The sequence below is a fragment of the Erythrobacter sp. A6_0 genome (assembly GCF_017744235.1).
GTDB lineage: Bacteria > Pseudomonadota > Alphaproteobacteria > Sphingomonadales > Sphingomonadaceae > Qipengyuania.
The window spans coordinates 320,939-347,392 of sequence record NZ_JAGHQR010000002.1; the positions used below are offsets into that span (position 1 = coordinate 320,939).

At 64.2% G+C, this 26,454-nt stretch carries 21 protein-coding genes; 11 read left to right on the top strand and 10 right to left on the bottom strand.

Translation table 11 applies throughout. The features are described from left to right. Positions 1-97: 97 nt before the first annotated feature. Positions 98-3,334 (top strand): TonB-dependent receptor, encoded by a 3,237-nt coding sequence (locus J7347_RS07290; RefSeq protein WP_067679908.1) that lies wholly within the window; start codon positions 98-100, stop codon positions 3,332-3,334. 107 nt (positions 3,335-3,441) lie between these two features. On the opposite strand, the gene clpB is transcribed toward J7347_RS07290, so the two are convergent. Next, a complete protein-coding gene (clpB, locus tag J7347_RS07295) occupies positions 3,442-6,021 on the bottom strand; it encodes an ATP-dependent chaperone ClpB (protein ID WP_209161504.1) in 2,580 nt (859 codons plus the stop codon). Between the two features lie 209 nt (positions 6,022-6,230). On the opposite strand from clpB, the gene J7347_RS07300 reads away from it, so the two are divergent. The 4 genes from J7347_RS07300 to J7347_RS07315 all read left to right on the top strand — a co-directional run bounded on the left by J7347_RS07300 (position 6,231) and on the right by J7347_RS07315 (position 13,289). Then, positions 6,231-8,483 (top strand): acylase, encoded by a 2,253-nt coding sequence (locus tag J7347_RS07300; protein WP_209161505.1) that lies wholly within the window; start codon positions 6,231-6,233, stop codon positions 8,481-8,483. 60 nt (positions 8,484-8,543) lie between these two features. Continuing rightward, positions 8,544-11,429 (top strand): pitrilysin family protein, encoded by a 2,886-nt coding sequence (locus J7347_RS07305; protein ID WP_209161506.1) that lies wholly within the window; start codon positions 8,544-8,546, stop codon positions 11,427-11,429. Between the two features lie 98 nt (positions 11,430-11,527). Then, positions 11,528-11,833: a hypothetical protein gene (locus J7347_RS07310; protein ID WP_067682626.1), complete on the top strand. Its 306-nt coding sequence runs from the start codon at positions 11,528-11,530 to the stop codon at positions 11,831-11,833. Between the two features lie 115 nt (positions 11,834-11,948). Then, a complete protein-coding gene (locus tag J7347_RS07315; RefSeq protein ID WP_209161507.1) occupies positions 11,949-13,289 on the top strand; it encodes an AarF/ABC1/UbiB kinase family protein in 1,341 nt (446 codons plus the stop codon). A 55-nt stretch (positions 13,290-13,344) separates the two neighbouring features. On the opposite strand, the gene J7347_RS07320 is transcribed toward J7347_RS07315, so the two are convergent. From J7347_RS07320 to rpsU, 9 genes are all read right to left on the bottom strand, one after another. Continuing rightward, on the bottom strand, positions 13,345-15,513 hold the full coding sequence (locus tag J7347_RS07320) for a S46 family peptidase (protein ID WP_209161508.1): 2,169 nt from the start codon (positions 15,511-15,513) through the stop codon (positions 13,345-13,347). Positions 15,514-15,641: 128 nt separating this feature from the next. Then, the gene (locus J7347_RS07325) at positions 15,642-16,097 is read right to left on the bottom strand and encodes a tRNA (cytidine(34)-2'-O)-methyltransferase (RefSeq protein WP_067682634.1); all 456 of its coding nucleotides are present in this window, start codon (positions 16,095-16,097) and stop codon (positions 15,642-15,644) included. Then, positions 16,094-17,275 (bottom strand): hypothetical protein, encoded by a 1,182-nt coding sequence (locus J7347_RS07330; protein WP_209161509.1) that lies wholly within the window; start codon positions 17,273-17,275, stop codon positions 16,094-16,096. Before J7347_RS07330 ends, J7347_RS07325 begins: the two co-directional genes overlap by 4 nt. Continuing rightward, positions 17,272-18,768 carry an Asp-tRNA(Asn)/Glu-tRNA(Gln) amidotransferase subunit GatB gene (gene gatB / locus J7347_RS07335; RefSeq protein WP_067682640.1) on the bottom strand — a complete coding sequence of 499 codons (1,497 nt, stop codon included), beginning with the start codon at positions 18,766-18,768 and terminating at the stop codon, positions 17,272-17,274. Before gatB ends, J7347_RS07330 begins: the two co-directional genes overlap by 4 nt. After that, entirely contained in the window at positions 18,761-18,907 is a 147-nt protein-coding gene (locus tag J7347_RS07340; protein ID WP_209161510.1) for a hypothetical protein, read from the bottom strand. Before J7347_RS07340 ends, gatB begins: the two co-directional genes overlap by 8 nt. Continuing rightward, a complete protein-coding gene (gene gatA / locus J7347_RS07345) occupies positions 18,898-20,382 on the bottom strand; it encodes an Asp-tRNA(Asn)/Glu-tRNA(Gln) amidotransferase subunit GatA (RefSeq protein WP_209161511.1) in 1,485 nt (494 codons plus the stop codon). Before gatA ends, J7347_RS07340 begins: the two co-directional genes overlap by 10 nt. 1 nt (position 20,383) lies before the next feature. After that, positions 20,384-20,686: an Asp-tRNA(Asn)/Glu-tRNA(Gln) amidotransferase subunit GatC gene (gatC, locus tag J7347_RS07350; protein WP_067682672.1), complete on the bottom strand. Its 303-nt coding sequence runs from the start codon at positions 20,684-20,686 to the stop codon at positions 20,384-20,386. 88 nt (positions 20,687-20,774) lie between these two features. Further along, positions 20,775-21,353 carry an FKBP-type peptidyl-prolyl cis-trans isomerase gene (locus tag J7347_RS07355; protein WP_067682645.1) on the bottom strand — a complete coding sequence of 193 codons (579 nt, stop codon included), beginning with the start codon at positions 21,351-21,353 and terminating at the stop codon, positions 20,775-20,777. A gap of 107 nt (positions 21,354-21,460) precedes the next feature. Then, positions 21,461-21,667 (bottom strand): 30S ribosomal protein S21, encoded by a 207-nt coding sequence (gene rpsU / locus J7347_RS07360; protein ID WP_006834591.1) that lies wholly within the window; start codon positions 21,665-21,667, stop codon positions 21,461-21,463. Between the two features lie 222 nt (positions 21,668-21,889). Between rpsU and J7347_RS07365 the strand changes: the two genes are divergently transcribed. The 6 genes from J7347_RS07365 to J7347_RS07390 all read left to right on the top strand — a co-directional run bounded on the left by J7347_RS07365 (position 21,890) and on the right by J7347_RS07390 (position 26,380). Continuing rightward, positions 21,890-22,321, top strand: a complete 432-nt coding sequence (locus tag J7347_RS07365; protein WP_067682646.1) for a CrcB family protein — start codon at positions 21,890-21,892, stop codon at positions 22,319-22,321. Further along, positions 22,318-23,517, top strand: coding sequence for an RluA family pseudouridine synthase (locus J7347_RS07370; RefSeq protein ID WP_209161512.1), 1,200 nt, complete (start codon positions 22,318-22,320; stop codon positions 23,515-23,517). The genes J7347_RS07365 and J7347_RS07370 overlap by 4 nt, the downstream gene beginning before the upstream one ends. Next, positions 23,517-24,185 carry an HAD-IA family hydrolase gene (locus J7347_RS07375; protein WP_209161513.1) on the top strand — a complete coding sequence of 223 codons (669 nt, stop codon included), beginning with the start codon at positions 23,517-23,519 and terminating at the stop codon, positions 24,183-24,185. Before J7347_RS07370 ends, J7347_RS07375 begins: the two co-directional genes overlap by 1 nt. Beyond that, the gene (locus J7347_RS07380) at positions 24,178-24,402 is read left to right on the top strand and encodes a hypothetical protein (protein ID WP_209161514.1); all 225 of its coding nucleotides are present in this window, start codon (positions 24,178-24,180) and stop codon (positions 24,400-24,402) included. Before J7347_RS07375 ends, J7347_RS07380 begins: the two co-directional genes overlap by 8 nt. Continuing rightward, a complete protein-coding gene (locus J7347_RS07385; RefSeq protein WP_209161515.1) occupies positions 24,399-25,100 on the top strand; it encodes an ATP12 family protein in 702 nt (233 codons plus the stop codon). Before J7347_RS07380 ends, J7347_RS07385 begins: the two co-directional genes overlap by 4 nt. Before the next feature lie 95 nt (positions 25,101-25,195). Next, positions 25,196-26,380, top strand: coding sequence for a GGDEF domain-containing protein (locus J7347_RS07390; RefSeq protein ID WP_209161516.1), 1,185 nt, complete (start codon positions 25,196-25,198; stop codon positions 26,378-26,380). Positions 26,381-26,454 lie beyond the last annotated feature (74 nt).

Consider the following 26,454-nt stretch of genomic DNA (forward strand, 5'->3'; position numbering starts at 1 on the left):
GCATTCATCACCGCCGCGCTTGCCTTGCCTCTCGCCTCTATGCTTGTGTCCTCAGGCGGGTCGGAGCAGACCGACCTTCTTGTAGGGGATAATCCAGATGAAAACCACCTTCGCCACCGCGCGAGGCCGCGCCCTTCTTTGCGCGGGCGCAAGTTTTGCCGCACTAGCCCTTTCCACACCTGCATTCGCCCAGAATGCCGAAGACGACGGTACCGTCACTCCGGATTGCGCCGATGTGGACAATGATGGCGAATGCGATCCGTCAGCCGATGCCGGTGCGGGCGCGACGAGCAGCGGTCTGATCATCGTGTCCGGTACGCGTATCGCGCGGCCGAACCTCGACTCGCCGGTTCCCGTCACCTCGGTCGAGGCGTCGGAAATCCTCGACGATGGCGCCATCTCGCTCGGCGACGCGCTGAACGACCTTCCCTCGCTGCGTTCAACGTTCTCTTCGTCGAACTCGCAGCGCTTCATCGGCACGACCGGTGTGAACTTCCTCGATCTTCGCGGCCTTGGAACGAGCCGCACGCTGGTCCTCGTCAACGGTCGTCGCCACGTCACGTCGAGCGCGGGCGACTTCCAGGTCGACGTCAACACCATTCCCTTCGAACTGCTCGAGCGGACCGACATCATCACGGGTGGCTCTTCGGCCGTGTACGGTTCGGACGCCATCGCCGGGGTGGTGAACTTCATTCTCAAGCGCGACTTCGAAGGCCTTGAACTGAACGCTCAGGCCGGCATTTCCGAGCGTGGCGACAATGGCCGGTATTCCACCAGCCTCGCCTTCGGTCGCAATTTCGCGGACGGTCGCGGCAACATCGCCCTCGTCGGCGAATACAGCAAGATCGAAAGCGTCCTGAATTCGCAGCGTCCCGAAATTTCGGGCTTCGGACGGGGTTTCCGGTCCTTCATCACGGTCGATAGCGACACCGAACTGACCAATTCGGACGGCAACCCCGACACGATCCTCGCTGATCGTCTGGTGTATGACTTCATCTCCGAAGGCGGTACGGTCGCTTCGTTCTGTCGTCGCGGCTTCGAAGCTCGTCAGCCCACCAGCTGCCCGACCGGCAATTCCTTCGGACGGTATCGCTTCGGTCAAGACGGCCGTCTCTTCTACGAGACCAATGGCCCGATTTTCGGTAGCTTCACGCAAGGCGGGACCGGTTCCACTCTCTCGGACGGTTCGCTTATTCCCGACATCGAACGCTACAACATCAATCTGCTCACCCATTTCGATGTCAGCGATGCGTTCCGCCCCTACCTCGAAGCGAAATATGCTCGCATCGAAGCCCTCGGCCAGGGTACGCCGACCTTCTTCAACAGCTTCTGTGGCGGCCTGAACGGCCTGTCGGGCCTCGATCCCAGCTGTACGAACGGCCTGACCTCCCCGCCCTTCTTCATCCGCTTCGACAATCCGTATCTGAACCCGGCCGATGCGGCGGTGATCCGGAACAACGTTCAGGGTGAACTGCTCCGGGCATTCGGTGCAGGTGGTTTGACAGCGGCATCGCAAGGCTTCTTCATCAATCGCAACAACAGCGATTTCGGCACCCGCAATGACAGCGTCGTGCGCGAAACCTATCGTGTGGTTGCCGGTGTCGAAGGCGATATCGCGGCCAACACGCGGTACGATGTTTCGTTCAATTACGGTCGGTTCGAAAGCGAGCTCCTCGCTCAGAACCAGATCATCTACCAGAACACCCGTAATGCTCTCGACGCCGTGCGTGCCCCGTCGGGCCAGATTGTCTGCCGTATCAATGCGGACGCCGATCCCAGCAATGACGATCCGGCCTGTTCGCCGCTCAATGTCCTCGGTGCCGGTGCTCCGAGCCAGGCCGCGCTCGATTACATTCTTGTCGACGCTGGGCTGAGTGAGCGTGCGGAACAGTACAACGCGCTCGCCTATATCAGCTCGGACAGCTCTTCGTTCTTCGAACTTCCCGGCGGGCCAATCGGCGCGGTTCTCGGCACCGAATGGCGCCGTGAAGAAGCCTTCTCCGAGCCCGACGAACTGTCGGCGAGCGGGGCGACGTTCTTCAACGCGTTCCAGGTGTTCGATCCTCCGGCACTCGAAGTGTTCGAAGTGTTCGGCGAACTCAGCCTGCCGCTGCTTGCCAACGTTCCGTTCTTCAACGAACTGACCGTTTCCGCAGCCGCTCGTTACTCGGACTACAATTCGGGTGCCGGCAACACCGGTGGTGTCTGGGCCTATAACGGCAACCTCGTCTGGGAGCCGGTCGACTCGCTGCGTCTGCGCGCGAACTATTCGCGAGCGGTTCGTTCGCCGACTCTGAGCAATTTGTTCTCGCCGCCGACGGAAAACTTTCTATTCCTGAACGATCCCTGCGACGCCGACAACATCCAGAACGGCACCGCCACCCGCGAAGCTAACTGCCGCGCCGCCGGTGTTCCGGTCGGGTTCCAGGATCCGGTGACGGGCAACCGTTCCGTGCTCCAGGGCGGTAACGATCTGCTCGAAGCGGAAAAGTCGGACAGCTACACCATCGGTGCGATCTTCCAGCCGGACTTCCTTCCCGGGTTCACCGCCTCGGTCGATTACTACAATATCGAGGTGGAAAGCGTCATCGCGAACATCAGCGGTCAGCAGATCCTGACCAACTGTTTCGATGCGCCGTCGCTGGACAACCGGTTCTGCCCGCTTATCGCTCCGCGTCTGCCCGATGGCTCGCTTGCGAACACCAATGCGATCAACATCGCGCCGATCAACTACGCGAACCTGACCGCCGAAGGCATCGACTTCGACGTTCGGTACACGAAGACGTTCGACAACGACGATCGGATCAGCTTCCGCGTCTTGGCCACCCACGTCATCGACCGGACGAACTTCCTCGACGTCGACAATCCCGATCTGCCGAATATCGTCAAAGGCGAACTCGGCGATCCGGAGTGGCAGTTCAACTTCAACGCGTCGTATCAGACCGGACCGATCTCGTTCAGCTATAGCTGGCGCTGGATCGACTCGCAGTACATCGGAGCTGCCGAAAACTACATCCCGTACACCACGGAATGTATTTCGGACGGTGCCGGTGGCGGCGTAATACCGCGCACCACCACCAGCTGTACGGTCGGCGAATTGGTGACTGCACCCCCGGCCAATCCGGACTTCACGGCTGAGCGCAAGTATCCGGTCAAGGCGTTCCACGACATTCGCTTCGGTTACGACGTGAATGAAGAGTTCACCTTCTACGCCGGTGTCGACAACCTGACCGACGAACTCCCGCCCTTCGGCCTGACGGGCGCAGGCGCTGGATCGGGTATCTTCAGCAATACCGGTCGGTACTTCTATGCCGGGATCACCGCCGACTTCTAAGTCAGCCGGAGAGATCCGCTCAAAACCAAAAGGGCCCCGGGAGACCGGGGCCCTTTTTCGTTATTGCTTACGCAGTCGAGGGCGTGATGGTCGGAACGTCAGGCGTTTTACTCCACCGCCATCTCCAGCGCCCCGTCGCCTTCGTCGATCCTTACCGAGCTGCCATCGGGCACTTCACCGCGCAGCATCTTGTCGGCGAGCGGGTCCTGCACATAGCGCTGCACCGCACGTTTCAACGGTCGCGCACCATAGACCGGGTCGTAACCGACCCTCCCCAGCCAGCGCTTCGCCGCTTCGGTCAGGTCGAGCGCGATCTTGCGATCCTTCAGGAGCTTCTGGACTCGCGCGACCTGGATTTCGACGATCGGGGCCATGTGATCCTGACCGAGACGGTGGAACAGGATGATCTCGTCCAGCCGGTTGAGGAATTCGGGGCGGAAATGGCCGCGCACCACGTTCATGACCTGCGGTTCGACATCCTCGACCTGCTGGTCGTCGGTCATCTGGGCGAGGAACTGGCTCCCGAGGTTCGATGTCAGGATGATCAGCGTGTTCGAGAAATCGACCACCCGGCCCTGCCCGTCCGTGAGGCGTCCGTCGTCTAGCACCTGCAACAGCACGTTGAAGACGTCGGAATGCGCCTTTTCGACCTCGTCGAAAAGCACCACCTGATAGGGACGCCGACGGACCGCTTCGGTCAGCACGCCACCTTCTTCGTAGCCGACATAGCCCGGAGGCGCGCCGATCAGGCGGGCAACGGCGTGCTTTTCCATGAACTCGCTCATGTCGATGCGCACCATCGCCTGGTCGTCGTCGAACAGGAATCGGGCGAGCGCCTTGGTCAGCTCGGTCTTGCCGACGCCGGTGGGGCCGAGAAACAGGAACGAGCCGAGCGGCCGATTGGGATCCTGCAAGCCCGCGCGCGCACGGCGCACCGCTTTCGACACCGCATCGATCGCCTGCGATTGGCCGATCACCCGCTTGCCGAGAATCTCTTCCATCTGGAGCAACTTCTCGCGCTCGCCTTCGAGCATCCGGTCCATCGGAATACCCGTCCAGCGGCTGACGACGCCCGCGATGTCGTCCTCGGTCACTTCTTCCCTGAGAAGCGCGTTCTCGGCCTGGCCGGATGCTTCGTCGAGCTTCTTTTCAAGCTCGGGAATACGCCCGTAAGACAGCTCGCCCGCCTTCGCGAGATCGCCCGCGCGCTGCGCCTGTTCCAGCTCCAGCCGCGCCGCATCCAGCTCTTCCTTGATCCGCGCTTCTGCATGGATCTTGTCGCGCTCGTTCTGCCAGCGCGTCGTCAATTCGCTCGACTGCTGTTCGAGCTCGGACAACTCTTTTCGTAGCGCGTCCAGCCGATCGCGGGACGCTGTGTCGCTCTCTTTCTGGAGCGCCTGCTCCTCGATCTTCAGCTGGATGATCCGCCGGTCGAGACCTTCGATCTCTTCGGGCTTCGATTCCACTTCCATACGGATGCGCGACGCCGCCTCGTCCATCAGGTCGATCGCCTTATCGGGCAGGAAGCGGTTCTGGATGTAGCGGTTCGAAAGCTGCGCCGCCGCCACGATCGCACCATCGGTGATGCGCACGCCGTGATGAAGCTCGTATTTCTCCTTGATGCCGCGCAGGATCGAAATCGTATCCTCGACACTCGGCTCCTCGATATAGACGGGCTGGAACCGCCGCTGGAGCGCGGGATCCTTCTCGACATATTTCTGATATTCGTCGAGCGTGGTGGCGCCGATGCAATGCAACTCGCCGCGGCTGAGCGCCGGCTTCAACAGATTGCCCGCATCCATCGAGCCTTCGGATGCGCCCGCCCCGATCAGCGTGTGCATTTCGTCGATGAAGAGAATGATCTGCCCGTCCGCGCCCTTCACCTCGTCGAGCACCGCCTTCAGCCGCTCTTCGAACTCGCCGCGATATTTCGCGCCTGCGATCAGCGCGCCCAGATCGAGCGACATCAGCGTACGGTTCTTCAAGCTATCCGGCACGTCGCCATTGGCGATCCGCAGGGCCAGACCTTCCGCGATCGCGGTCTTACCCGTGCCGGGCTCGCCGATAAGAGCGGGATTGTTCTTGGTGCGCCGCGCAAGGATCTGGACGGTGCGACGGATTTCCTCGTCACGGCCAATCACAGGGTCGAGCTTGCCGTCGCGCGCCGCCTGCGTCAGATCGCGGGCGTATTTCTCCATCGCGTCATAGGCCTGTTCGGCGTTGGCGCTGTCCGCCCGGCGCCCACCGCGCAATTCGGTGATCGCAGCCTCCAGCTTGGCCGGATCGACCTGCCCGGCCTTCAGCGCCTGCCCCGCCGAGGTCGTGGTGGCGAGCGCCAGCGCGACCAGCAGCCGCTCCACCGTCACATAGGAATCGCCCGATTTCTGCGCGATCTGTTCGGCCTGGTCGAGCACGCGCACCGCATCGTTATCCAGCCCCGGCGTCGCCTGCGCGCCGCCGCCCGTAACCGCCGGAGTCTTTGCCAGCGTCGCGTCCAACTCGTCTTCCACCATGCGCGGCTGGCCTCCCGCACGTGCGATCAGGCCGGACGCCATGCCCTCGCTATCCTCGATCATCGCCTTTAGGAGATGCGCGGGGCTGATGCGCTGGTGGTTCATGCGAATCGCAACGGTCTGCGCGGCCTGGAGGAAGCCCTTGGCGCGGTCGGTGAACTTTTCGAGATTCATGGGCGGCTACCTTTGATGCTGTGTCTCGAACGATATGGTGTTGCCATTCCGCAACACAAGTGTGGTCTAGATATTCTCAAGCCACAAGGGTGTGTTAGTCGAATATAGGACCCGCATTCCGGCTGGACAGTCCCTCGGGCCAAAATTTTCCGGCACCGGGCTTGTTCCTGCGCTCCGCCCGTCTAGGCAGGGCGCAGGAGAGATTTGCGATGAAAAGATGGTTGCCGCGCGTCGGCTTTGTCCTGCTGGTCTTGCTGATGGCGGCTTTCGTCGCTCTGGCCACGTGGGAGCCTTTCTTCGCCCGGCAGGATACCAGCGGCAGCTCGTCCGGCCGGATCTACAGCGCGGAAATCATCCGCGACGAATTCGGCGTGCCGCACATCTACGGCGAAACTGATGCGGACGTCGCCTATGGCGTCGCCATCGCCCATGCAGAGGACGATTTCTTCACGCTGCAGGATGTGATGGCGATGAGCCGGGGACGCTATGGCGCGATCGCGGGACAGGACGGGGCGCAGGTCGATTACGTCTATCACCTCCTCGACGCGCGCGGCACGGCGGAGCGGCGCTATCCAGACCTTCCCGCCGATACCCGTGCCCTGTTCGAAGCCTATGCCAGCGGCCTCAACCAGTTCGCGGCCGCCCATCCCGACGAGCTCAAGATCGCCAATCTCTTCCCCGTCGACGGAACGGACGTGGCGGCGGGCTTCGCGCTACGCCAGCCATTCTTCTTCGGGCTCAACAATGTCATCGGGCCGCTGGTGGCGGGCGAGGATTTGCGGCCGGAATTCGGCCCGCCGATCATGCCCGATCCCACTGCCGCGGACGACGGCATCCCGCCTGCCCGTGTGATCGAGGATACGGCGGACCATAGCGCCGCCGCCCGGCCCGAACCCGCTCGCGCGCCCCTCCCCCTCGGTAGGGACGGCGCGCTGGCAGGCTCCAACGCCTTCGCCATCGCGCCGGAGAAATCGGGTGGGCCCACTCTGCTCGTCTCCAATGCACACCAGCCCTGGCGGGGCGGCGTCGCCTGGTACGAGCTGGTCGTCGAAAGCGGCGAAGGCTGGCATTATGCGGGCGCGAATTTCCCCGGCAGCCCGTTTCCCTTCCTCGGCCATAACGAGAATCTCGGCTGGACCAACACGGTCAACCGGCCCGACATGGTCGATGTCTACGAGCTCGTGATGGACGATAGCGGCACGCGCTACCGCCTCGGCGACCGCTGGCTCGAACTCGAGGAGAAGACCGTCACTCTCCCGGTCAAGATGGGACCACTGGTTCTGCCGATCCGCCGCACGGTCTATCGCAGCGTCCACGGGCCGGTCATCAAGAACGACAGGGGCGTCTTCGCCTTCCGCTATGGCGGGATCGACAATCTCGGCCAACTCGATGCGTATTACCGGCTGAACAAGGCAGAGGATTTCGAGGAATGGGAGAGCGTGCTGGCGCGCATGGACATCCCCAGCACCAATTTCATCTACGGCGATCGCGAGGGCAATATCGCCTATATCTACAACGCCGCTCTGCCCGACCGGAAGCCGGGCGTGGACTGGCGCGGCATCCTTCCGGGTGACGATCCCACGCTGATCTGGACAGGACCGGTCGCCTACGACCGCCTGCCGCGCTATTTCAATCCGGCGAGCGGCTGGCTCTACAACGCGAACAATGCGCCCTACACCGCCGCCGGGCCGGGCAGCGACCTGTCGCCTGACGATTTCGCACCTGAACTGGGCGTCGAGACCAAGCAGACCAATCGGTCGCGCAGGGCCTGGAAACTGATGAGCGAATCCAGCCTGATCGACCGATCGCAGCTTGAGGAGATCAAATACGACACGGGCTACGAGCGGAGCGGCTATCTCGCGCGCATGTTCGCGGAGATGGAAGCGCTCGACCTTTCGGATGCGCCCGAGCTGGCCAAGGCACGCGACCTGTTGCTGACATGGGATTTCACCGCCGACAATGTCGGGAGCGCGGATGCGCTCGCCCTGCTGCTGGTGCGCGATTTCATGTCGTCGGAATACCAGAACAATCCCTGGCCCGATGCGCGCGAGGAACTGGCCGACGCGGTCGAACATCTCCAGACTCATTTCGGGCGGATCGATCCGCCGATGGGCGATCTGCTTCGGCTGCGCCAGGGGCCGGGGCCCTATGCCGTCGATCTGCCGCTGGACGGAGGATCGGACACACTGCGGGCATCCACCACCTGGGATGTCGCGGATGACGGGCGGCTCGCCGTGCGTCACGGGGACAGCTTCATCCAGTTCGTCGAATGGCAGGACGGGCAGCGAGTCCGTTCGGAATCGATTCAGCCCTTCGGCGCGGCGACCACACGGCCGCAAAACCCGCATTTCACCGATCAGGCTACGCTGTTCGTCCAGCACCGCTTGAAGCCGGTGCATTTCTGGCGCGAGGATGTCCTCGCGAATGCCGCGTCTCGAAAGCGAGTGACGAATGCCCGCTGACGCGATACGACTTCACTTTAAGCTGTTGTCTGGCTTAACGAAAATCTTGGGGGACTGACCATGCGCATAAAATCCATTCTTGCCGCGAGCGCCGCATCGCTCGTGCTTGCCGCCTGCACCACCACTGCAACCGATACGGACATGGCGCGCACGTCCACTGCCGCCGCGCCGATGGCCGATGCGGGCGACATGACGACGGCGGAGCCTGCCGAGCTCGCCTCGCTGATCGACGAAGTCGAAATTCCGTACGAGAAGTTCACGCTTGAAAACGGACTGGACGTGATCGTCCACACCGATCGCAAGGCACCGATCGTGGCGGTCGCGGTGTGGTACAATGTCGGCTCGAAGGACGAGCCCAAGGGCGAAAGCGGCTTTGCCCACCTGTTCGAACACCTGATGTTCAATGGATCGGAAAACGCGCCGGAAGACTATTTCCAGTATCTGCAGGAAATGGGTGCCACCGATTACAACGGCACCACCAATTTCGACCGCACCAATTATTTCCAGACCGTCCCCACCGCCGCGCTGGAACGCGCGCTGTGGCTCGAAAGCGACCGCATGGGCTATCTGCTCGGCGCGGTGACGCAAGCGAAGCTCGATAACCAGCGCGGCGTCGTCCAGAACGAGAAGCGCCAGGGCGACAACCAGCCGGGCGGGCTCGTCTTCTACGAGATCGTCAACACGCTGTTCCCCGCGCCCCACCCCTACGATCACACGCCGATCGGTTCGATGGCCGATCTCGATGCGGCGACGATGGACACGGTGCAGAACTGGTTCCGCGACAATTACGGCCCGAACAATGCCACGCTGGTCCTTGCCGGCGACATCTCGCCCGAACAGGCGCGCCCGATGGTCGAGAAGTATTTCGGCCCGATCGCGCGCGGCCCGGTCAACGAGCCCGCCATGGCCGAAATCACCGAGCTTCCCGCCGATGTACGCACCGTGATGAAGGATCAGGTGGCGGCCACCAACATCGCCAAGTACTGGACCGCGCCGGGCATGCTCGATCGCGAGCTGACCGCGCTCACCGTGGGGATGCAGATCCTCGGCGGCCTTGCCTCCAGCCGTCTCGACAACGCGCTGGTGCGTGACGAGAAGCTGGCCGTCGGTGTCTCGGCCGGCAATTTCAGCTTCCAGCGCGTCGGGATTCTCAATGTCGGTGCCACTGCGCGCCCTGGCGTCGATCCGGCGGTCGTGGAAAAGCGCCTCAACGAATTGGTCGCCGATTTCATCCGCACCGGCCCGACCGAAGACGAAGTGCGCCGTGCCGCTACCAGCACCGTCTCCAGCACGATCCGTGGCCTCGAACAGGTCGGCGGTTTCGGCGGCAAGGCCGTCACTTTGGCCTCCGGCGAAGTGCTGGCCGACGATCCCGATTATTTCGCCAACCAGCTGGAAATCCTCGCCACGCTGACGCCGGGTGAAGTTCAGGCCGCGATGCAGCGCTGGATGACCCGCCCGGGGATGACGCTGGTCCTCGAACCGGGCGAGCGCGAAGGCAAATACGCCGAAGCCGCCTCCGTCGCCGCCGAGCCGACCGCTGCCGAAGAAGCGGCTGCCGAAGAGCAGATCACCGTCACCAAGGTCCGGCCCAAGCCGCCGATCTCCGGCACGGCGGAACTGGACTTCCCCGATGTCCAGCACGTGACGCTCGCCAATGGGATGCGCCTCAATTACGCGCAGCGCGACGCGGTGCCGGCGACTTACGTTACCATGTCCTTCGATGCGGGCAGCGCCGCCGATCCGCGCGACAAGCGCGGGCTGGAATCGCTGGCGCTGGGCCTGTTCGACGAAGGCACCACCACCATGACCTCGCAGCAGATCGCCGAAGCGCGCGAGCGGCTTGGGGCCAGCATTTCGACGGGAGGCGGCGCCGATCGGTCGAGCTTCACCCTGTCCTCGCTCTCCGCGAACCTGGTGCCCTCGCTCGAACTGATGAGCGACATCATCCGCAATCCGGCCTTCGCCGAGGCGGAGATCGAGCGAGTCCGCAATCAGCAGCTCACGGGCATCCAGCAGGAACTCCGCACGCCGCAGAGCATCGCGGTGCGCGCGCTGGCACCGCTCGTCTACGGGGCGGACAACCCCTATGGCGGGCCGGGCAGCGGCACCACGGAATCGGTCCAGTCGATCACCCGCGCGGACATCACCGGCTTCAAGGATCGCTGGATCCGGCCCGATAACGGCCAGGTCTTCGTCGTTTCCGACCGTCCGTTGAACGAGATCGTCTCCGCGCTGAACGCCGTCTTCGGCGATTGGCAGGCGCCGAACGTGGCGAAAGGCACCAAGAGCTTCGGCAGCATGGCCGCCATGCCGACCGAGCCGCGCATCGTGCTGATCAACCGCCCGAACTCGCCCCAGAGTTTCATTCTGGGCGGACAGCGCACGCCGGTCGATCCGCGTGAGCCGACCTATGTCGACTTCCTCAACGCCAACAACGCGCTCGGAGGCAATTTCCTCGCGCGCCTCAACATGAACCTGCGTGAGGACAAGGGCTGGAGCTATGGCGTGCGCGGCGCGCCGCAGACGAACGAGAACGCGGTCGGCTATCTCATCTCCGCCCCGGTCCAGGCGGACCGGACGGGTGACGCGCTGGCCGAGCTGATCCGCGAAACGGGCGAATTCCTCGACAGCGACGGTGTCACCGATGCCGAGCTGGAGCGGATCGTCACGGCGCAGATCGGCGAATTGCCGGGCCAGTTCGAAACCTCGGGCGCGGTCCTCGGCGCGATGCAGCAGAACGCGCTCTATGGCCGTCCCGACAATTACTACGAGACGCTGGCGGCCCGTTACCGCGCGCAGACGGGTGAAAGCCTCGATGCCGCAGTCCGCGCCGCGATCGATCCGGACCGCTTCGTCTGGGTCGTGGTCGGCGATGCGAGCGTGGTGCGCCCGCAGCTCGACAGCCTCGGTCTCGACATCGAAGTGCGCGAGATGGGCCAGTAAGGTTTGGGCAATCGCGCTTATTGACATCCGTGTCAGCAAGCGCGATTGAACGGGCCGTAATTCGAACTGCCTCAACCTTTTTCTTCAGGAGAGCATACATGTCCGTAGCCGGAACCTACGATACCGTCGTCAAGAGCCCGATGGGCGACCAGAAGGGCACCTTCACCGTCGTCCCCGGTGACGATGGCAACACCTTCACCGGCTCGATGGCCGGCGGCATGGGCTCGATGGACGTCAAGGACGGCACCATTGCGGGCGATACGCTCAAGTGGAAGATGGACATGACCGTCCCCATGCCGATGACGCTCGATTGCGAAGCCACCGTCAACGGCGACCAGATGACCGGCAAGGTCAATGCGGGCGCATTCGGCGACATGGCGCTGACTGGCGAACGCCAGGGCTGATCGCCGTCGAAACGACACATAAGGGGCCGCCGGAGCGATCCGGCGGCCCTTTTCGTTTGCGCGCCGTCGATCGATGCGGAACCGGCAAGCCCTCTCGCGGCTTGAGAAAGTAGCAATGGACGACGATTTTCCCGACACTTTCGATTCATCCCGCCACCGCGCCGTACCCAGCAGCCGGGTGGCGCGCCTCGGCACCTTCGGGCGGCTGGCGGGCGGTGTGGCGGGCGGCGTTATCGGTGAAGGCGCACGCCGACTGGCGCGGGGCGAACGCCCGAAAATGCGCGACTTGCTGCTGACGCCCGGCAATGTCGGCCGGCTTGCGGACCGGCTGTCACATCTGCGCGGGGCGGCGATGAAGCTCGGCCAGATGATTTCGATGGATGCGGGCGATTTCCTGCCTGCCGAACTGGCCGCGATCATGGCGCAATTGCGCGAGCAAGGTTACCGCATGCCGCCCAAGCAACTCGGCGATGTGCTGGCGCGCGAATGGGGCGCAGACTGGAAATCGCGCCTCTCCGCCTTCGACGCGAACCCCATCGCTGCCGCATCGATCGGCCAGGTCCACCGCGCACGGCTGCCCGACGGGACCGAGCTGGCGATCAAGGTGCAATATCCCGGTGTTGCCGAAAGCATCGATGCCGATGTCGACAATGTCGCGACGCTGCTGCGCGTTTCCGGCCTGCTGCCACGCGAACTCGATCTCGGCCCGCTGCTGGACGAAGCCAAACGACAATTGCACGAGGAGGCCGATTACGAGCGCGAGGCGGGCGAGATGCGCCGCTTCGCCGATTGGCTGGAGGACGATGCCCGTTATCACGTTCCGCGCCCGATCGAGGCGCTGACGACGTCGCGTATCCTGGCGATGGAATTCGTGGCGGGCGAGCCGATCGAAGCGTTGGAAACCGCACCGCAGGCGCTACGCGACACGGCGATGCGCGACCTGATGGCGCTGGTGCTGCGCGAGCTGTTCGAATTCGGCGCGATGCAGACCGATCCCAATTTCGCCAATTACCGCTACGACCGCGAAAACGAACGCCTGGTCCTGCTCGATTTCGGCGCGGCGCGCGATCTGAAGCCCGACACGGCGGGAGGCTATCGCGCCATACTCGCCGCAGGATTGGCTGAGGACCGCGCGGCTGTGCGCCGCGCCACCATTGCGGCGGGCTTTCTGGGCGAAGCGGCGGCGGAGCGGCACGGCGCGCTGGTGGATCGCATGATCGACATCATCGTGACCGAAATGAACCGCCCCGGCCCCTTCGATTTCGGGGATCGCGCTTTCGTGGCCACCTTGCGCGAACAGGGCATGGAAATGGCCGCCGACCGGGCGACCTGGCATATCCCGCCGGTGGACACGCTGTTCGTCCAGCGCAAGATCAGCGGCACTGCGCTCCTCGCCGCGCGCCTGAAGGCCCGCGTGGACGTGCGCGATCTCGTCCGGCCCTACGTCACGACATGAAAAAGGGCCACCGGATCGCGCCGACGGCCCCTTTCTTTGTCGCGAACGGATCGGATCAGTCGACGATGTCCATCTCATCGATCAGCGCGTCGGCGCCATCGACCTTGTCCATCACCCACAGCATGTAGCGCGTGTCGACATGGATGGTCCGCGTGGTCTTGGGGTCGAAATCCCAGTCCGAATTGACGCTTTCGTACGTCCCGTCGAACAATAGCCCGACCAGCTCGGCCCGCGAATTGAGCGTCGCCGAACCGCTGTTCCCGCCGGTCGAATCGAGGTCGGATAGGAAGTTCACCGGAACGCTGCCGATGCTGTCGAGCTTGTAGGGCCCGTAATCGCGCTGGCGGATTTCCTCCAGCTGCTTGGCAGGCGCATTGAAGGGCTCCTCGCCCGTGTCCTTCTCCAGAATGCCTTCCAGCGTCGTGAAGGGCAGATAGGCCATTCCGTCACGCGGCACGCCGCCCAGCACCTTGCCATAGGTCACGCGCAGCGTGCTGTTGGCGTCGGGATATGTGACGACGCCCTGCGAGCGCTGCCAGTCTGTGATGGCTTCCATATAGGTCGGGCGCACCGCCAGCATCCGGCCCGCGCGCGCTTCGCCCTCGGTCTCCTGCGCCCGCTCGTAATCGTAGAGCGCCACGGCGAGCTTCATGAAAGGATCGCTGCTCGCTTCCAATTGCGCGGGCGTCGCATCCATCAGGGCCAGCCGTTGTTCGGCCGTATCGAGATCGGTCTGAGCGTAATAGCCATCGAGCCGCTGCGACAGCGCGGCGCGATCGACTGTGCCGGTCAGCCCCAGCGCCCGGTCGAGAACGGCCACGCGCTCGCTCGCCGGTTGGTCGAGATACTGGTCGAGGAACAGCATCCATTCCGCCTTGTCGACCGCCGGGTCATAGCGCCGGTCGAGCGCCTGGAGGCCCTGGCGGAAGAACGTCATGTCGCGTTCCTGAAAACCCGGATCGCGCTGAGCATCGGGCTTCTGGCGCTCCTTCGCCAGACGATACAGGCGCTGCGCGGTGCTCAGCATCTGCGAATTGGTGGCGTAATTGTAGAGATAGTCCTCCCGCGCCGCTGCCGCGCTTTCCGCGCTCAGCGCCTGAAGCTCGCGCACCGCACGGCCATATTGGGCGCGGGCACGATCCTGCGCGATCCAGTCCGCCAGCGACGCTTCGCGAATGCGGCGCCGGTCGATCAGGCCAACGCGGCGCGCGCCTTCGATCTGCCCGCGCAGATTCTTCTCGTAATTGTTGAGGCCAGCGAGGCGCGATTCGTATTTCACCCGCGCGTCCGATCCTTCGGGCGCGGTTTCCTCGATCGTGTCGATCCACTCGTTGAGCATCGTCACCATCGTCGGATACTGCCAGCCGAAGGTGTTCTCAACCTCGGTCAGCGTGGCGTAGCGCGAGGTCGAGCCGGGATAGCCCGCAGCCATCACGAAATCGCCATCCTCGAGGCCGGCGCGGCTCACCTTCAGATGGTGCTCGGGCTTGAACGGCACGTTGTCGGGCGAATAGTCCGCAGCCGTTCCGTCGGGCGCGACATAGGCGCGGTAGAAGGCGAAGTCGCCGGTGTGGCGCGGCCACATCCAGTTATCGATATCGCCACCATATTTGCCGATCGAATCGGCAGGCGCATAGACCAGCCGCACGTCGCGCACTTCGAGGCGCTTGATGAGCTTGTATTGGTCCCCGCCGTAGAAGCTCGCCACGAGGCAACGATAGCCTGCGTCCTGCTCGCATTCGGCAGTGATGTCCTTCATGCGCTGCTCGATCGTGTCGTAACGCGCATTGGGCGTGAGGCTCTCGGTCCCGGCGCGCATCCGCTCGGTCACGTCGCTTTCCGCGACCGTCACGTAGATCCGCGAACCCGGGGCGGCCTGCAATTCGGCGCCCTTGGTCTTGGCGAGGAAGCCGTTTTCGAGATAATTGTTCTCAGCGGTGGAATTGTACTGCACCGATCCGCGCGCGCAGTGATGGTTCGTCACCACCAGCCCTTCGGGCGAAACGAAGCTGGCCGAACAGCCACCCAGAGAGACGATCGCGCCCATCGGGAAGCCGGTGAGGTCGCTCAATGCCTCGGGCGAGATTTCGAGGCCCGTTTCGCGCAGATCGGCGGCGATTTCGGGCAATTGATCGGGCGTGTACATGCCCTCTTTCGCGGCGGCGGGCATGGCGATGGTGGCAGCACCGGCGAGCAGCGCGGCGATGGTAACGTGTTTACGCATGATATGGATCGGTTCCTTTCCCCGACGCGCTTTAGGGGCGCGTCCTGCGGCATGGGCTAGGCCGATCGCGGACGCGCTTCAAGCGAGCTTATCGGCGAGCGACTTGAGCGCTCTACCGGGGTCGAGCGTCAGATATGCGCCCGCACCGCCTGATAGGCCGCCGCCGCCACCGTGTTGGCGAGATTGAGCGAGCGTACCTGGTCGGATCGCATCGGCAATTTCACGAGCGCATCGCGATGGGCGGCCAGAATCGGCTCGGGTATCCCCTTGGTTTCGCGCCCGAACACCAGATAGGCGTCCGCCGGATAGTCGGGTTCGTAGAAGCTGCGGGTGGCGAATTCCTCGAACAGGAACATCTGGTCGCCGCGCGGCGCGCGCTCGGCCATGAACGCCTCCCACGAAGCGAATTCGACCAGCCGGATATGCTGCCAGTAATCGAGGCCGGAGCGCTTCACGCGCTTGTCCGAAATCTCGAAGCCGAGCGGGTGGATCAGCACCAGCTCCATATCGAGCGCCACACAGGTGCGCCCCACCGCGCCGGTGTTGCCGGGGATCTCGGGCTGGACGAGGACGATGGAGGTCACTTGGTGCCGCTCGCCGGTATGATAGCCCTGACAGTGTAGTCCCCTGGCGGAAGCAACAGCGGAATATCTTCGCCGGGTTCCAGATAGACACGGTCCATCGGCACGGCGGAAAAGGGATCGCCCGCCCGGAACGCTTCGACGATCAGCGGCCCGGCGCGGTTGCGCAGCTCTGGCGGCAGGTTAACTTCGGCGTCTCCGACCTCGCGCCGCCACATTGGACGGCCGCGTTCGAAACGCGCCACCGGCTGCGACAGGACCAGATCGACCAGCCCCGCGGGTTCGTCCTGCGGCAGCTCGGCGAGGAACGGCAAGCCGCCATCGCTCCGGCAAAGCGTCTGCGAGACCGTGAGCGGATCGATGCCCGTCAGCGCCTTGAGGCGCGCCGCCATCCAAAGGTTCTCGCTTCCGTCTCCGTTCGGAAGCGGCACCTCGCTCGCATGCGAATAGCCGACATGCACGATCAGCTTTTCTTCCGGAGCCATTGTAGCGAGGATTTGCGCCAAATTGGCTGCCTGCGCGGTTTCGCGCGCGCGGATCGACTCGGTCATGTCCGCATCCCGCCCGGCGGATTGGCTTTCGGTTTCCTCATAGGCAACCAATCGGCAACCCAGCGACCGCGCCAAGCCGATCGTTCTGCCGAAAGCGGGTTCGCGCGAATAATAGCCGTCCTTCGCAGCAGCCCATCGGAGTTCGGGATGCGCATCGATCGGATCGACCTCATCCTCGGAATTGCTGAAAGTCTCTGCGGCGTAAACGGTAAAACCGAGCGGTCGAAGCGCCGAAAGTAAGCGGGCGACCGTGTCGCGATGGCGCGTTACCGTGTGGCTTTCATTGACGATAACAACCCGCGTATCGGCGGCCTGCCGCACGATTTCGGCGATCGCATCGTCCATACCCGAAACCGCCGGTCGCGCAGGGATACAGGCCTTGGCGCGATATTCCCAGAAACCAGTCAGCGCAGCGCGATCCTCGCGCCCCAGCATGGACCATTCCTGGGTGACCATGCTCTCGTGATCGGTGGCCGAGGGCACCCGATAGAGAAACGCCTGATTCGTCCGATCGGCGGGTATCGAAGCGCCCGCCAGCGTGAGAGTGACCGGCGATCCGGTCGGCTGGACCGTGGCACATGCAGCCAGCGCGAACGCTCCCAGAAGCGATGCGGCGCGGGCCGCGATCACCCCAGCCGGTCCTTCAGGATCTGGTTCACCACTGCCGGATTCGCCTTGCCTTGCATCGCCTTCATCGTCTGGCCGACGAAGAAGCCGAACAGCTTGTCCTTGCCGCCGCGATATTGTTCGACCTTGTCCTGATTGGCGGCGATGATGGCATCGACCGCTTCCTCGATCGCGCCGGTGTCGCTGACCTGCTTCAGGCCCTCCGCATCGGCGATTTCCTCGGGATCGCGGCCGGTCTTGAGGACGATCTCGTAGATCTCCTTCGCCTGCCCGCCCGAAATCTCGCCCTTGTCCTGCATGGCGAGGATGCTCGCCTGCGCTTCCGCCGTCGCGTTGGCGGGATCGGCTTCGTCGCCCAGCGACTTCATCACGCCCGGCGCCACGGACAGCGCCCAGTTCGCGGTCTGCGTGGCGACCTCGGCTTCGGGCTTGCCGATCTTTGCCGCCACCGCGCCCAGCAGCGTTTCGAAGCGGGCATAGGTTTCGACCTCGGCGGTCAGCTCACGCGCATTATAGGGCGTGAGGCCCAGCTCGCTTTCGTAGCGCCGCCGCTTGGCGTCGGGCAGTTCGGGCAGCGAGGCGCGGCATTCGTCGAGGAAGCTTTCCTCCAACTCCAGCGGCAACAGATCGGGATCGGGGAAATAGCGGTAATCGTGCGCGTCTTCCTTCGATCGCATGGTCCGTGTGGTGCCGGTGCCGGGATCGAACAGGCGCGTTTCCTGATCGACCGTGCCGCCATTTTCCAGCACATCGACCTGACGATTGGCCTCGTATTCGATGACCTGCATGACGAAGCGCACGCTGTTGACGTTCTTCGTCTCCGTCCGCGTGCCGAATTCCTCGCCCGGCTTGCGCACGCTGACATTGACGTCCGCGCGCATCGAGCCTTCTTCCATGTTGCCGTCGCACGATCCGACATAGCGCAGGATCGCGCGCAGCTTACGCACATAGGCTCCGGCTTCGGCGGGGCTGCGCATATCCGGACGGCTGACGATTTCCATCAGGGCGACGCCGCTGCGGTTCAGATCGACATAGGACATGGTCGGATGCTGATCGTGCATCAGCTTGCCCGCATCCTGTTCGACATGGATACGCTCGATCCCGATGATCTTGTCCTGCGCGATGCCGGCTTTCTCGTCCGCTTCGATCAGCAGCTGCCCTTCACCCACGATGGGGTGGTAGAGCTGGCTGATCTGGTAGCCCTGCGGCAGGTCGGCGTAGAAGTAGTTCTTGCGGTCGAACCGGCTGTAGCGGTTGATCTGCGCCTCGATCGCCATGCCAGTGCGCACTGCCTGGCGGATGCATTCGCGGTTCGGCACCGGGAGCATGCCCGGCATTGCGGCATCGACGAGGCTGACCTGCGAATTCGGCTCCGCCCCGAAGGCGGTGCTGGCGCCCGAAAACAGCTTGGCGGCGCTCGTCACCTGCGCGTGGACTTCGAGGCCGATCACGACCTCCCATTCGCCCGTCGCGCCCTGGATGCGGTACTCACTCATCGTCCATCACCTTACCGTCGGAATCGAAGCGCGCCTCGCCGGTCTCGCCCCGGCTTGCGACCCAGATCGGGACCACGCACAAAGTCACAAGAACCGCGATCGACGCGATCCATTCGACAGGGCCCCAGCCTAGCACCACCAGGCCTCCGGCTTCGCCGCGAACCCGGCCCGCTGTTCGATCGCGAGGCCTGCGTTCAGCACGCCCTGTTCGTCGAAAGGCTTGCCCACGATCTGGAGGCCCAGCGGCAGGCCGTCCGCGTTGAGACCTGCGGGCACGCTCATAGCCGGAAGCCCTGCGAGGCTGGCGGGCACGGCGAACACGTCGTTCAGATACATGGTCAGCGGATCGTCGTTGAGCGATCCCAGCGGGAAGCTCGCCGTCGGCGTCGTGGGCGCGAGGATCGCGTCGCATCCGGCCCATGCGTTCTCGAAATCCTTGGCGACAAGCGCGCGGACCTTCTGCGCCTGCGTGTAATAGGCGTCGTAGAAGCCTGCGCTGAGCACATAGGTGCCGATGAGGATGCGGCGCTTGACCTCGTCTCCGAACCCGTCCGCGCGCGTGGCGGCGTACATGTCCTGCAGGCCCGCCCCGTCCGGCAGATCGCGCAAGCCATAACGCACGCCGTCATAGCGGGCGAGATTGCTGGAGGCTTCGGCGGGCGCGATGATGTAATAGGCGGGCAGCGCGTATTTGGTATGCGGCAGGGAGATATCGACGATCTCGGCCCCTGCATCGCGCAGCCATTCCTTGCCCTGTTCCCAGCTGTCGAGGATTTCCGCGTCGGTCCCGTCCATGCGATATTCGCGCGGGATGCCGATGCGCTTGCCCTTGAGATCGGCGTCGAGCGCGTCTTCCCAGTTCGGCACGTCCATCTGGAGGCTGGTCGCATCCTTGGGATCGAAGCCCGCCATCGCTTCGAGCATGATGGCGCAATCTTCCACGCTGCGCGCCATGGGCCCCGCCTGGTCGAGGCTACTGGCGAAGGCGACGACGCCCCAGCGGCTGCAGCGGCCATAGGTCGGCTTGATCCCGGTGATGCCGGTAAAGGCGGCGGGCTGGCGGATCGAGCCGCCGGTGTCCGTGCCGGTAGCCGCAGGCGCGATGCGCGCGGCGACCGCGGCGCTGGACCCCCCGGACGATCCGCCCGGACTCATCGCGGCATTGCTGCCCTCTTTACGCCAGGGCGAGGAGACATTGCCGAAATAGCTGGTCTCGTTAGACGATCCCATCGCGAACTGGTCGAGATTGAGCTTGCCGAGCATGCCCGCGCCCGCTTCCCACAATTTTTGGCTGACCGTGCTTTCGTAGCGCGGCACGAAGCCTTCGAGGATGTGGCTGGCAGCGGTCGTCTGCACGCCGTCGGTGCAGAACAGATCCTTCATGCCGATGGGCACGCCGCCCATTTTGCCCAGATCCTCGCCCTTCGCGCGCTTCGCATCGATGGCATCGGCAGCGGCCAGCGCATGATCGGGCGTGGTGACGATGAAGGCGTTCAGCGCGCTCGCCTGTTCGACGGCAGCGTTAAAGGCTTCGGCGGCTTCGCGCGCGCTGAAATCGCCTGTGGCGATCCCGTCGCGCAGGGCCTTTACGCCCAATTCGGTCAGGTCGGTCATATTATTCGATCACCTTGGGCACGCCGAAAAAGCCGTGTTCGGCGGCGGGCGCATTGGCGAGCACATCCTCGCGCCGCCCGCCCGCGGTCTGGGGAATGGCGTCCACCTCGTCTTCGCGCAGGCGCAGCGTGTTGGGGATGACGGCGGTCATCGGCTCGACGCCGGTCACGTCGACCTCTCCCAATTGCTCCACCCAATCGAGGATGTTGTTGAGTTCGGGCACCATGCTGTCGAGCGCATCGTCGCCCATGCGGATGCGCGCCAGGGAGGCGATCTTCGCCACTTCGTCTCGTGTAATCGACATGGTCAGCGCGTTAGCCGCGCCGCCCGCCACCTTCAAGCGCGAGCTTGCGATCCCGGTCCGATCGTTTCGATTCGCAGGTGTACCGCGATCACTCGCTCGGGGGAGGCGGAGGGGCTGCGCCCTCAGCGCCCGGCGCGCCGGGTGCACCCTGCATCTGCAGCGCCTGTTGCAGCGTCTGGAGGCGGCGTTCGAAATCCTCCGCGCTCATCGCTTCGATCAGTTCGACTTCGAAGATCAGCGGCGAATTCGGCGGGATCGGCGATCCGGGGGGCGGCTCCGCTCCGTAACCCTCGTCGCCCGGAATGGTCAGCCGATAGGTGCCGCCCGGCTGCATCTGCTGGACGCCTTCGGAAAAGGCCGGGAGCATCCGGTCGAGCGGAAGCGGCGTGCCTTCGGGGAAGATGCCCTGGACCGGCAGCGGGATATCCTGCGATTCGTCGAACACCGTCCCATCGGGCAGCGTGCCCTTGTAGCGCACGAACACGACGTCATTGGCACCCGGCGTCGGGCCGGAACCGGCGGTCAGTTCTTCCAGATCCGCCCCTTGCGGCATCGCGGCCCAGGCCAGTCCGGCGCCGAATACGATGGCGGCGAGAATGCCGAGCCACAGCTTGGCAAGCGAGCCCTTGGCGATGGGATGGAGGGGAACGCGGGTGATCTCGGTCATGGAAACACTGTCCTGCAACGGCCCCGAAATTCGATGGGGCCCGATACGCAAAAGGGCGCGGATGGCTCCGCGCCCTCATGGCTTTTCTGCGTCAGGCGCGCAACGGCTTACTTGATGCCGTCGCGTTCCATACGCTTGCGCTCCAGCTTGCGGGCGCGGCGCACGGCGGCGGCCTTTTCACGGGCGCGCTTTTCGCTGGGCTTTTCGTAGTGGCGACGCAGCTTCATTTCGCGATACACGCCTTCACGCTGCAGCTTCTTCTTGAGCGCGCGCAGGGCTTGATCGACATTGTTATCGCGAACCATGATCTGCATAAAACTTCGATACCTCGACTAACGGGCCAGAGCCCGCAGCGCGGGGTTCGCCTCCTTGAAACGATTTCGCCAGACTAACGAAAAACGTGCCGAATCCGTTCCGGATCGGCCCTATCGGCGCGCTGTTACGGATTCGGAGCGCGAAATGCAAGCCGCTAGATCGCCCGAAACCCGCATCAGCCGGGATGACGGCTGGCTCGCATGGCGCTAGGGAGAGGCCCTATGTCCTCAACTTCCTCCTTCTCCCCCACCGTCGCCACGCTGCATGTCGCCATCGGCGGCGCGGTGGGCGCGGTGCTGCGCTACCAGCTAGGGCGCGCCATGACCGTCTGGCTCGGCGGGCCCGCCATGTCGATATTCCCCTGGGCGACGCTGGCCGTCAACGCGCTCGGCAGCCTGCTCATGGGTATGCTGGCGGGCTGGCTGGTACGCCACGGCGCCGTCGGATCGGGGCAAGGCAGCGAGCAATTGCGCCTCCTGCTCGGCGTCGGCCTGCTGGGAGGGTTCACCACTTTCAGCGCCTTCAGCCTCGAAATGGTGCTGTTGATAGAGCGCGGCCAGTTCGCGCTCGCCGGACTTTATGCGATCCTGTCCTTCGCGCTGGGCATCAGCGCGCTTCTGTTCGGCCTGACTGTGATGAGGAGCTTCGCGTGAGCATTTCCGACGAAGTACGCCAGTTCACCGTTGCGGCGGACGATGAGGGCATCCGGCTCGATCGCTGGTTCAAGCGGCATCTGCCGCAGATCGGCTTTGCCACGGTGGGCAAATGGGCGCGCACCGGCCAGATACGCGTGGACGGCAAGCGCGCCAAGCCCGACGATCGGCTGGAGACCGGCCAGATCATCCGCGTCCCGCCCGGCGGCGAGGCGACCGGCCGCCCACAGCGCCAGCGCCGCGCCTTGAGCGACGACGATGTCTCGCTGGCGAAGGACATGGTAGTGCTCGAAACGAAGGCCGCCCTCATCCTCAATAAGCCACCCGGCCTCGCCACGCAGGGCGGCACCAAGACCACGCGCCATGTCGACGGTCTGCTCGATGCCTATGCGGGCGAGGACGATCCGCGCCCGCGCCTCGTCCATCGGCTCGACAAGGATACCAGCGGCATCCTCCTGATCGCGCGTACGCCGGGCAGCGCGGCCTTTTTCTCCAAGCGTTTTTCCGGGCGCAGCGCCAAGAAGGTTTACTGGGCGCTTGTGGTCGGCGTTCCCGACATCCGCGAAGGCACGATCGACGCCCCGCTCGCCAAGCAGCCCGGCTCGGGCGGCGAGAAGATGCATGTCGATCACGAAGGCGGCCAGCCCGCCAAGACCCGATACCGCGTGGTCGAAGCGGCGGGCAAGAAAGCCGCCTGGCTCGAACTGGAACCGATGACCGGGCGCACCCACCAATTGCGCGTCCACTGCGCGGCGATGGGCCATCCGATCGTGGGCGATGGGAAATATGGCGGGCAGGACGCTTTCCTGACCGGATCGGTCAGCCGCAAGATGCATCTGCATGCGCGCCGCCTGATCATCGACGAGCCGGGTGGCGGCACGGTCGATGCGACCGCCGACCTTCCCGAGCATTTCGCATCGTCGATGGATCAGCTGGGCTTCAATCTCTCGCTCAGCGACGCGGCGCCTCTGCGCGAGGATACGGTGCCCAAATCGCGCGAGGAAAAGAAACAGGCCGCACGTCAGCACGCCAAGCAGTACCGCAAGGCCCGCCGCGGCGAACGCAAGACGCGCGTGACGTCGAAACCGGGAAAGGCCGCGAAGAAAGCCGGTGGGAAAACCGGCGGCAAGCCGGGCGGCAAACCTGCGACCCGACCCTCGGCCAAGGCCGGAGCCAAACCGAGACCCAAGCGCTGATGAACCCTTCGAGCAAGACCCACTGCGTCATCTTCGATTGCGACGGCACGCTGGTGGACGGCCAGGCCTCCATTTGCGAGGCGATGGAGACGGCCTTTGCCGGAGCCGACCTCGCCCCGCCCAGCCGCAACGCGATCCGCCGCATCGTCGGCCTCAGCCTGCCGCAGGCGCTGCGCGAGCTCGTGCCCGATGCCAGCGACCGGCAGCGGGCCGTAGTGGTGGACGGATACAAGAGCGCCTTCTTCGCCGCGCGCACCGAAGGGCGGCTGCACGAACCTCTGTTCGACGGAATGGAGGACCTCCTCCGCCGCCTGCATTCAGGTGGCCGCACGCTCGGCGTGGCGACGGGAAAGAGCGACCGGGGCCTTGTCTCCTGCCTTCGCTCGCACGGGATCGCGGATCTGTTCGTCACTCTCCAGACCGCCGACCGGCACCCTTCCAAACCGGATCCCGCGATGCTCCAGGCTGCTCTGGCCGAAGCGTCCAGCACACCGGAAAGCGCCGTGATGATCGGCGATACGAGCTTCGATATGGAGATGGCGCGCGCTGCCGGCATGCGCGCGATCGGCGTGTCATGGGGCTATCATGCGCCGGAGGAATTGCTGGAATTCGGCGCCTGCGGCGTGGCGAACACGATGGCCGAGCTGGAAGCGCTGATCGATGGCTGAGCGGGAGAACGGCCACGATCCCGCAATCGGTCGGTATTACCTGCTCCAGCTCGTGCGCGTGGCCTGCGCGGCGGTGGTCCTAATCGGCGGCATGGTGATGACGGGCACGATCGACGCACCGGCATGGCTCGGCGCCCTGGCGCTGGTGGCAGGCGCGGCGGGGTTCTTCACCCTGCCCAACCGGCTGGCGCGCCGCTGGCGGACGCCCGACGCATGAAACGCTTCTACACAGACGTGGCGGTCGCCTCGCGCGGCGATGGTTTCGCCGTGCTGCTCGACGGGCGACCGATCCGCACGCAAGGCGGCGGCGTCGATCAGATCGTGCCGAGCGAGGCTTTGGCGCAGCGACTGGCGAAGGAATGGGCCGAACAGGGCGAAACGATCGAACCGGCCCGCTTCGTGGCGCGCGATCTGGCCGATCACGCTATCGACACGGTCTCGCCCGATCCGGCGAAGACCGTCGAAATGCTCCTCGCTTACGCCGACACCGATACGCTCTGCTATCGCGCCGAGCCCGACGAGCCGTTCTGGCACCGACAGCAGGCCGTATGGGAGCCGCTGGTGGCCGAGATGGAACGGCGCGAGGGTGTGCGGATGGAGCGCGTCAGCGGGATCATCCACCGTCCCCTGAAGCCCGACACACTGGATCGTCTGCGCGCACGCCTTACCGTGCTCGATCCGTTTCAGCTTGCCGCACTGGAAACCGTGACCGGCCTCGCCGCATCGCTCTGCATCGGCCTAGCCGCGCTGGAATCCGAGGCGGATGGCGACGCGCTGTGGGATGCCTCAAATCTCGAAGAAGACTGGCAGGCCGAACGCTGGGGCGAGGATGCCGAAGCCGCAGAGCGCCGGGCGCATAGGCGCGATGCCTTTCTGGCGGCAATGGATTTCGCGAACGCCGCCCGATCAGCGTGAACGCCGAGCCAATCGGATCGACGGACCCAAAACGTTAAAGGTTTTGCGTTAGCCGGCCCCCGCACGCCGACGCTGTAAGCAGGAACCGACCATCGATGCCGCAAGCTTTGCTGCCCTTCATCATGAATACGATGATTGCGGTCATGCTGGCCGCGAGTTTTCTGTTGATCGCCTATCTTAATCCAAAGGCCCGCGCGGCGCGCTGGATCGGCCTCAGCTTTCTGTTCGGTGCGATGGAGCCGGTCTCCAACATGGCAGTCGTCTTCGGTGCCGACGCTCAAACCATGCGGATCGTCGCCACAGCGTGTTTCCTGACTGGGCTGGCAATCCTGTCGCCCGCCCTTTCGCTGTTTCACGGAAGCAGGCCCATGTGGGCAGCTGCCTTCTGTCTTATCGCTGCCGGCATGGCCTATCGGATCGCAACGCTCGACACGCCGCGCGATTACCTGTGGTATCAGGTCGGCTTTCAACTGTGCTTCGCGCTCCCTGCCGCGCTGTGCGCCTTTACGGTTTGGCGTCACGCCCGCGCGACAGCGCTCAATCGCGTGCTGTTGTGGCTGTTGGCGATTACCAGCCTGCATTTCCTGCTCAAGCCGCTGGTCGCCATGCGCTGGAACACCGGCGCGAACGAGGCGGAGTTCGCGAGTACGACGTATGCGATCGTGTCGCAGGTCAGCTCCGGCCTCCTGCTGTTGGGCATCGGCCTCTTCATCCTGATTTCGGTCCTGCAGACGGTCGTCCAGACCAATCACGCCGAGGCGAGGCACGACCACCTTACCGGCCTGCCCAATCGGCGCGCGTTGCAGGAAGTTTTCGATGCGCTTGTTCAGGCCACGCCACAGCGGCCCGGACGGGACTTCCTCGCTATATTCGATCTCGATCATTTCAAGCGCATCAATGACAATTGTGGCCATGATAAGGGCGATCAGGTTCTGCGGGAAATCGCTGCCTGCCTGGACCGCAACCGTCCTGCTTCAGCCCATCTCGCGCGCATTGGTGGCGAAGAATTCATCTTGCTGCTTGCCGACCAAAGCATGGAAGGCGCAGCGTCCGTCTGCGAGACCCTTCGCCTTGCGGTTCGACAGCTCGCCTTGCCGGATGTCGACCGCCTTACGGTCAGCATCGGCCTGGCCACGATCCGCGCCGATGACAGCCTCGCGGAGAATATGCGCCGGGCCGATCAGGCTCTGTACGCGGCCAAGAACAACGGCCGCGACCGGTGCGAATTCGCATCGCCTGAAACCAGGCCCCGGTTATCCCTGGTCGGCAGGTCAAGCTGACGCGCACGATAAACGCCTGCGCCGGATCGGAATTACAATCTTGTAATTGGCTAAGCGTCGCGACCTCGGCTTAC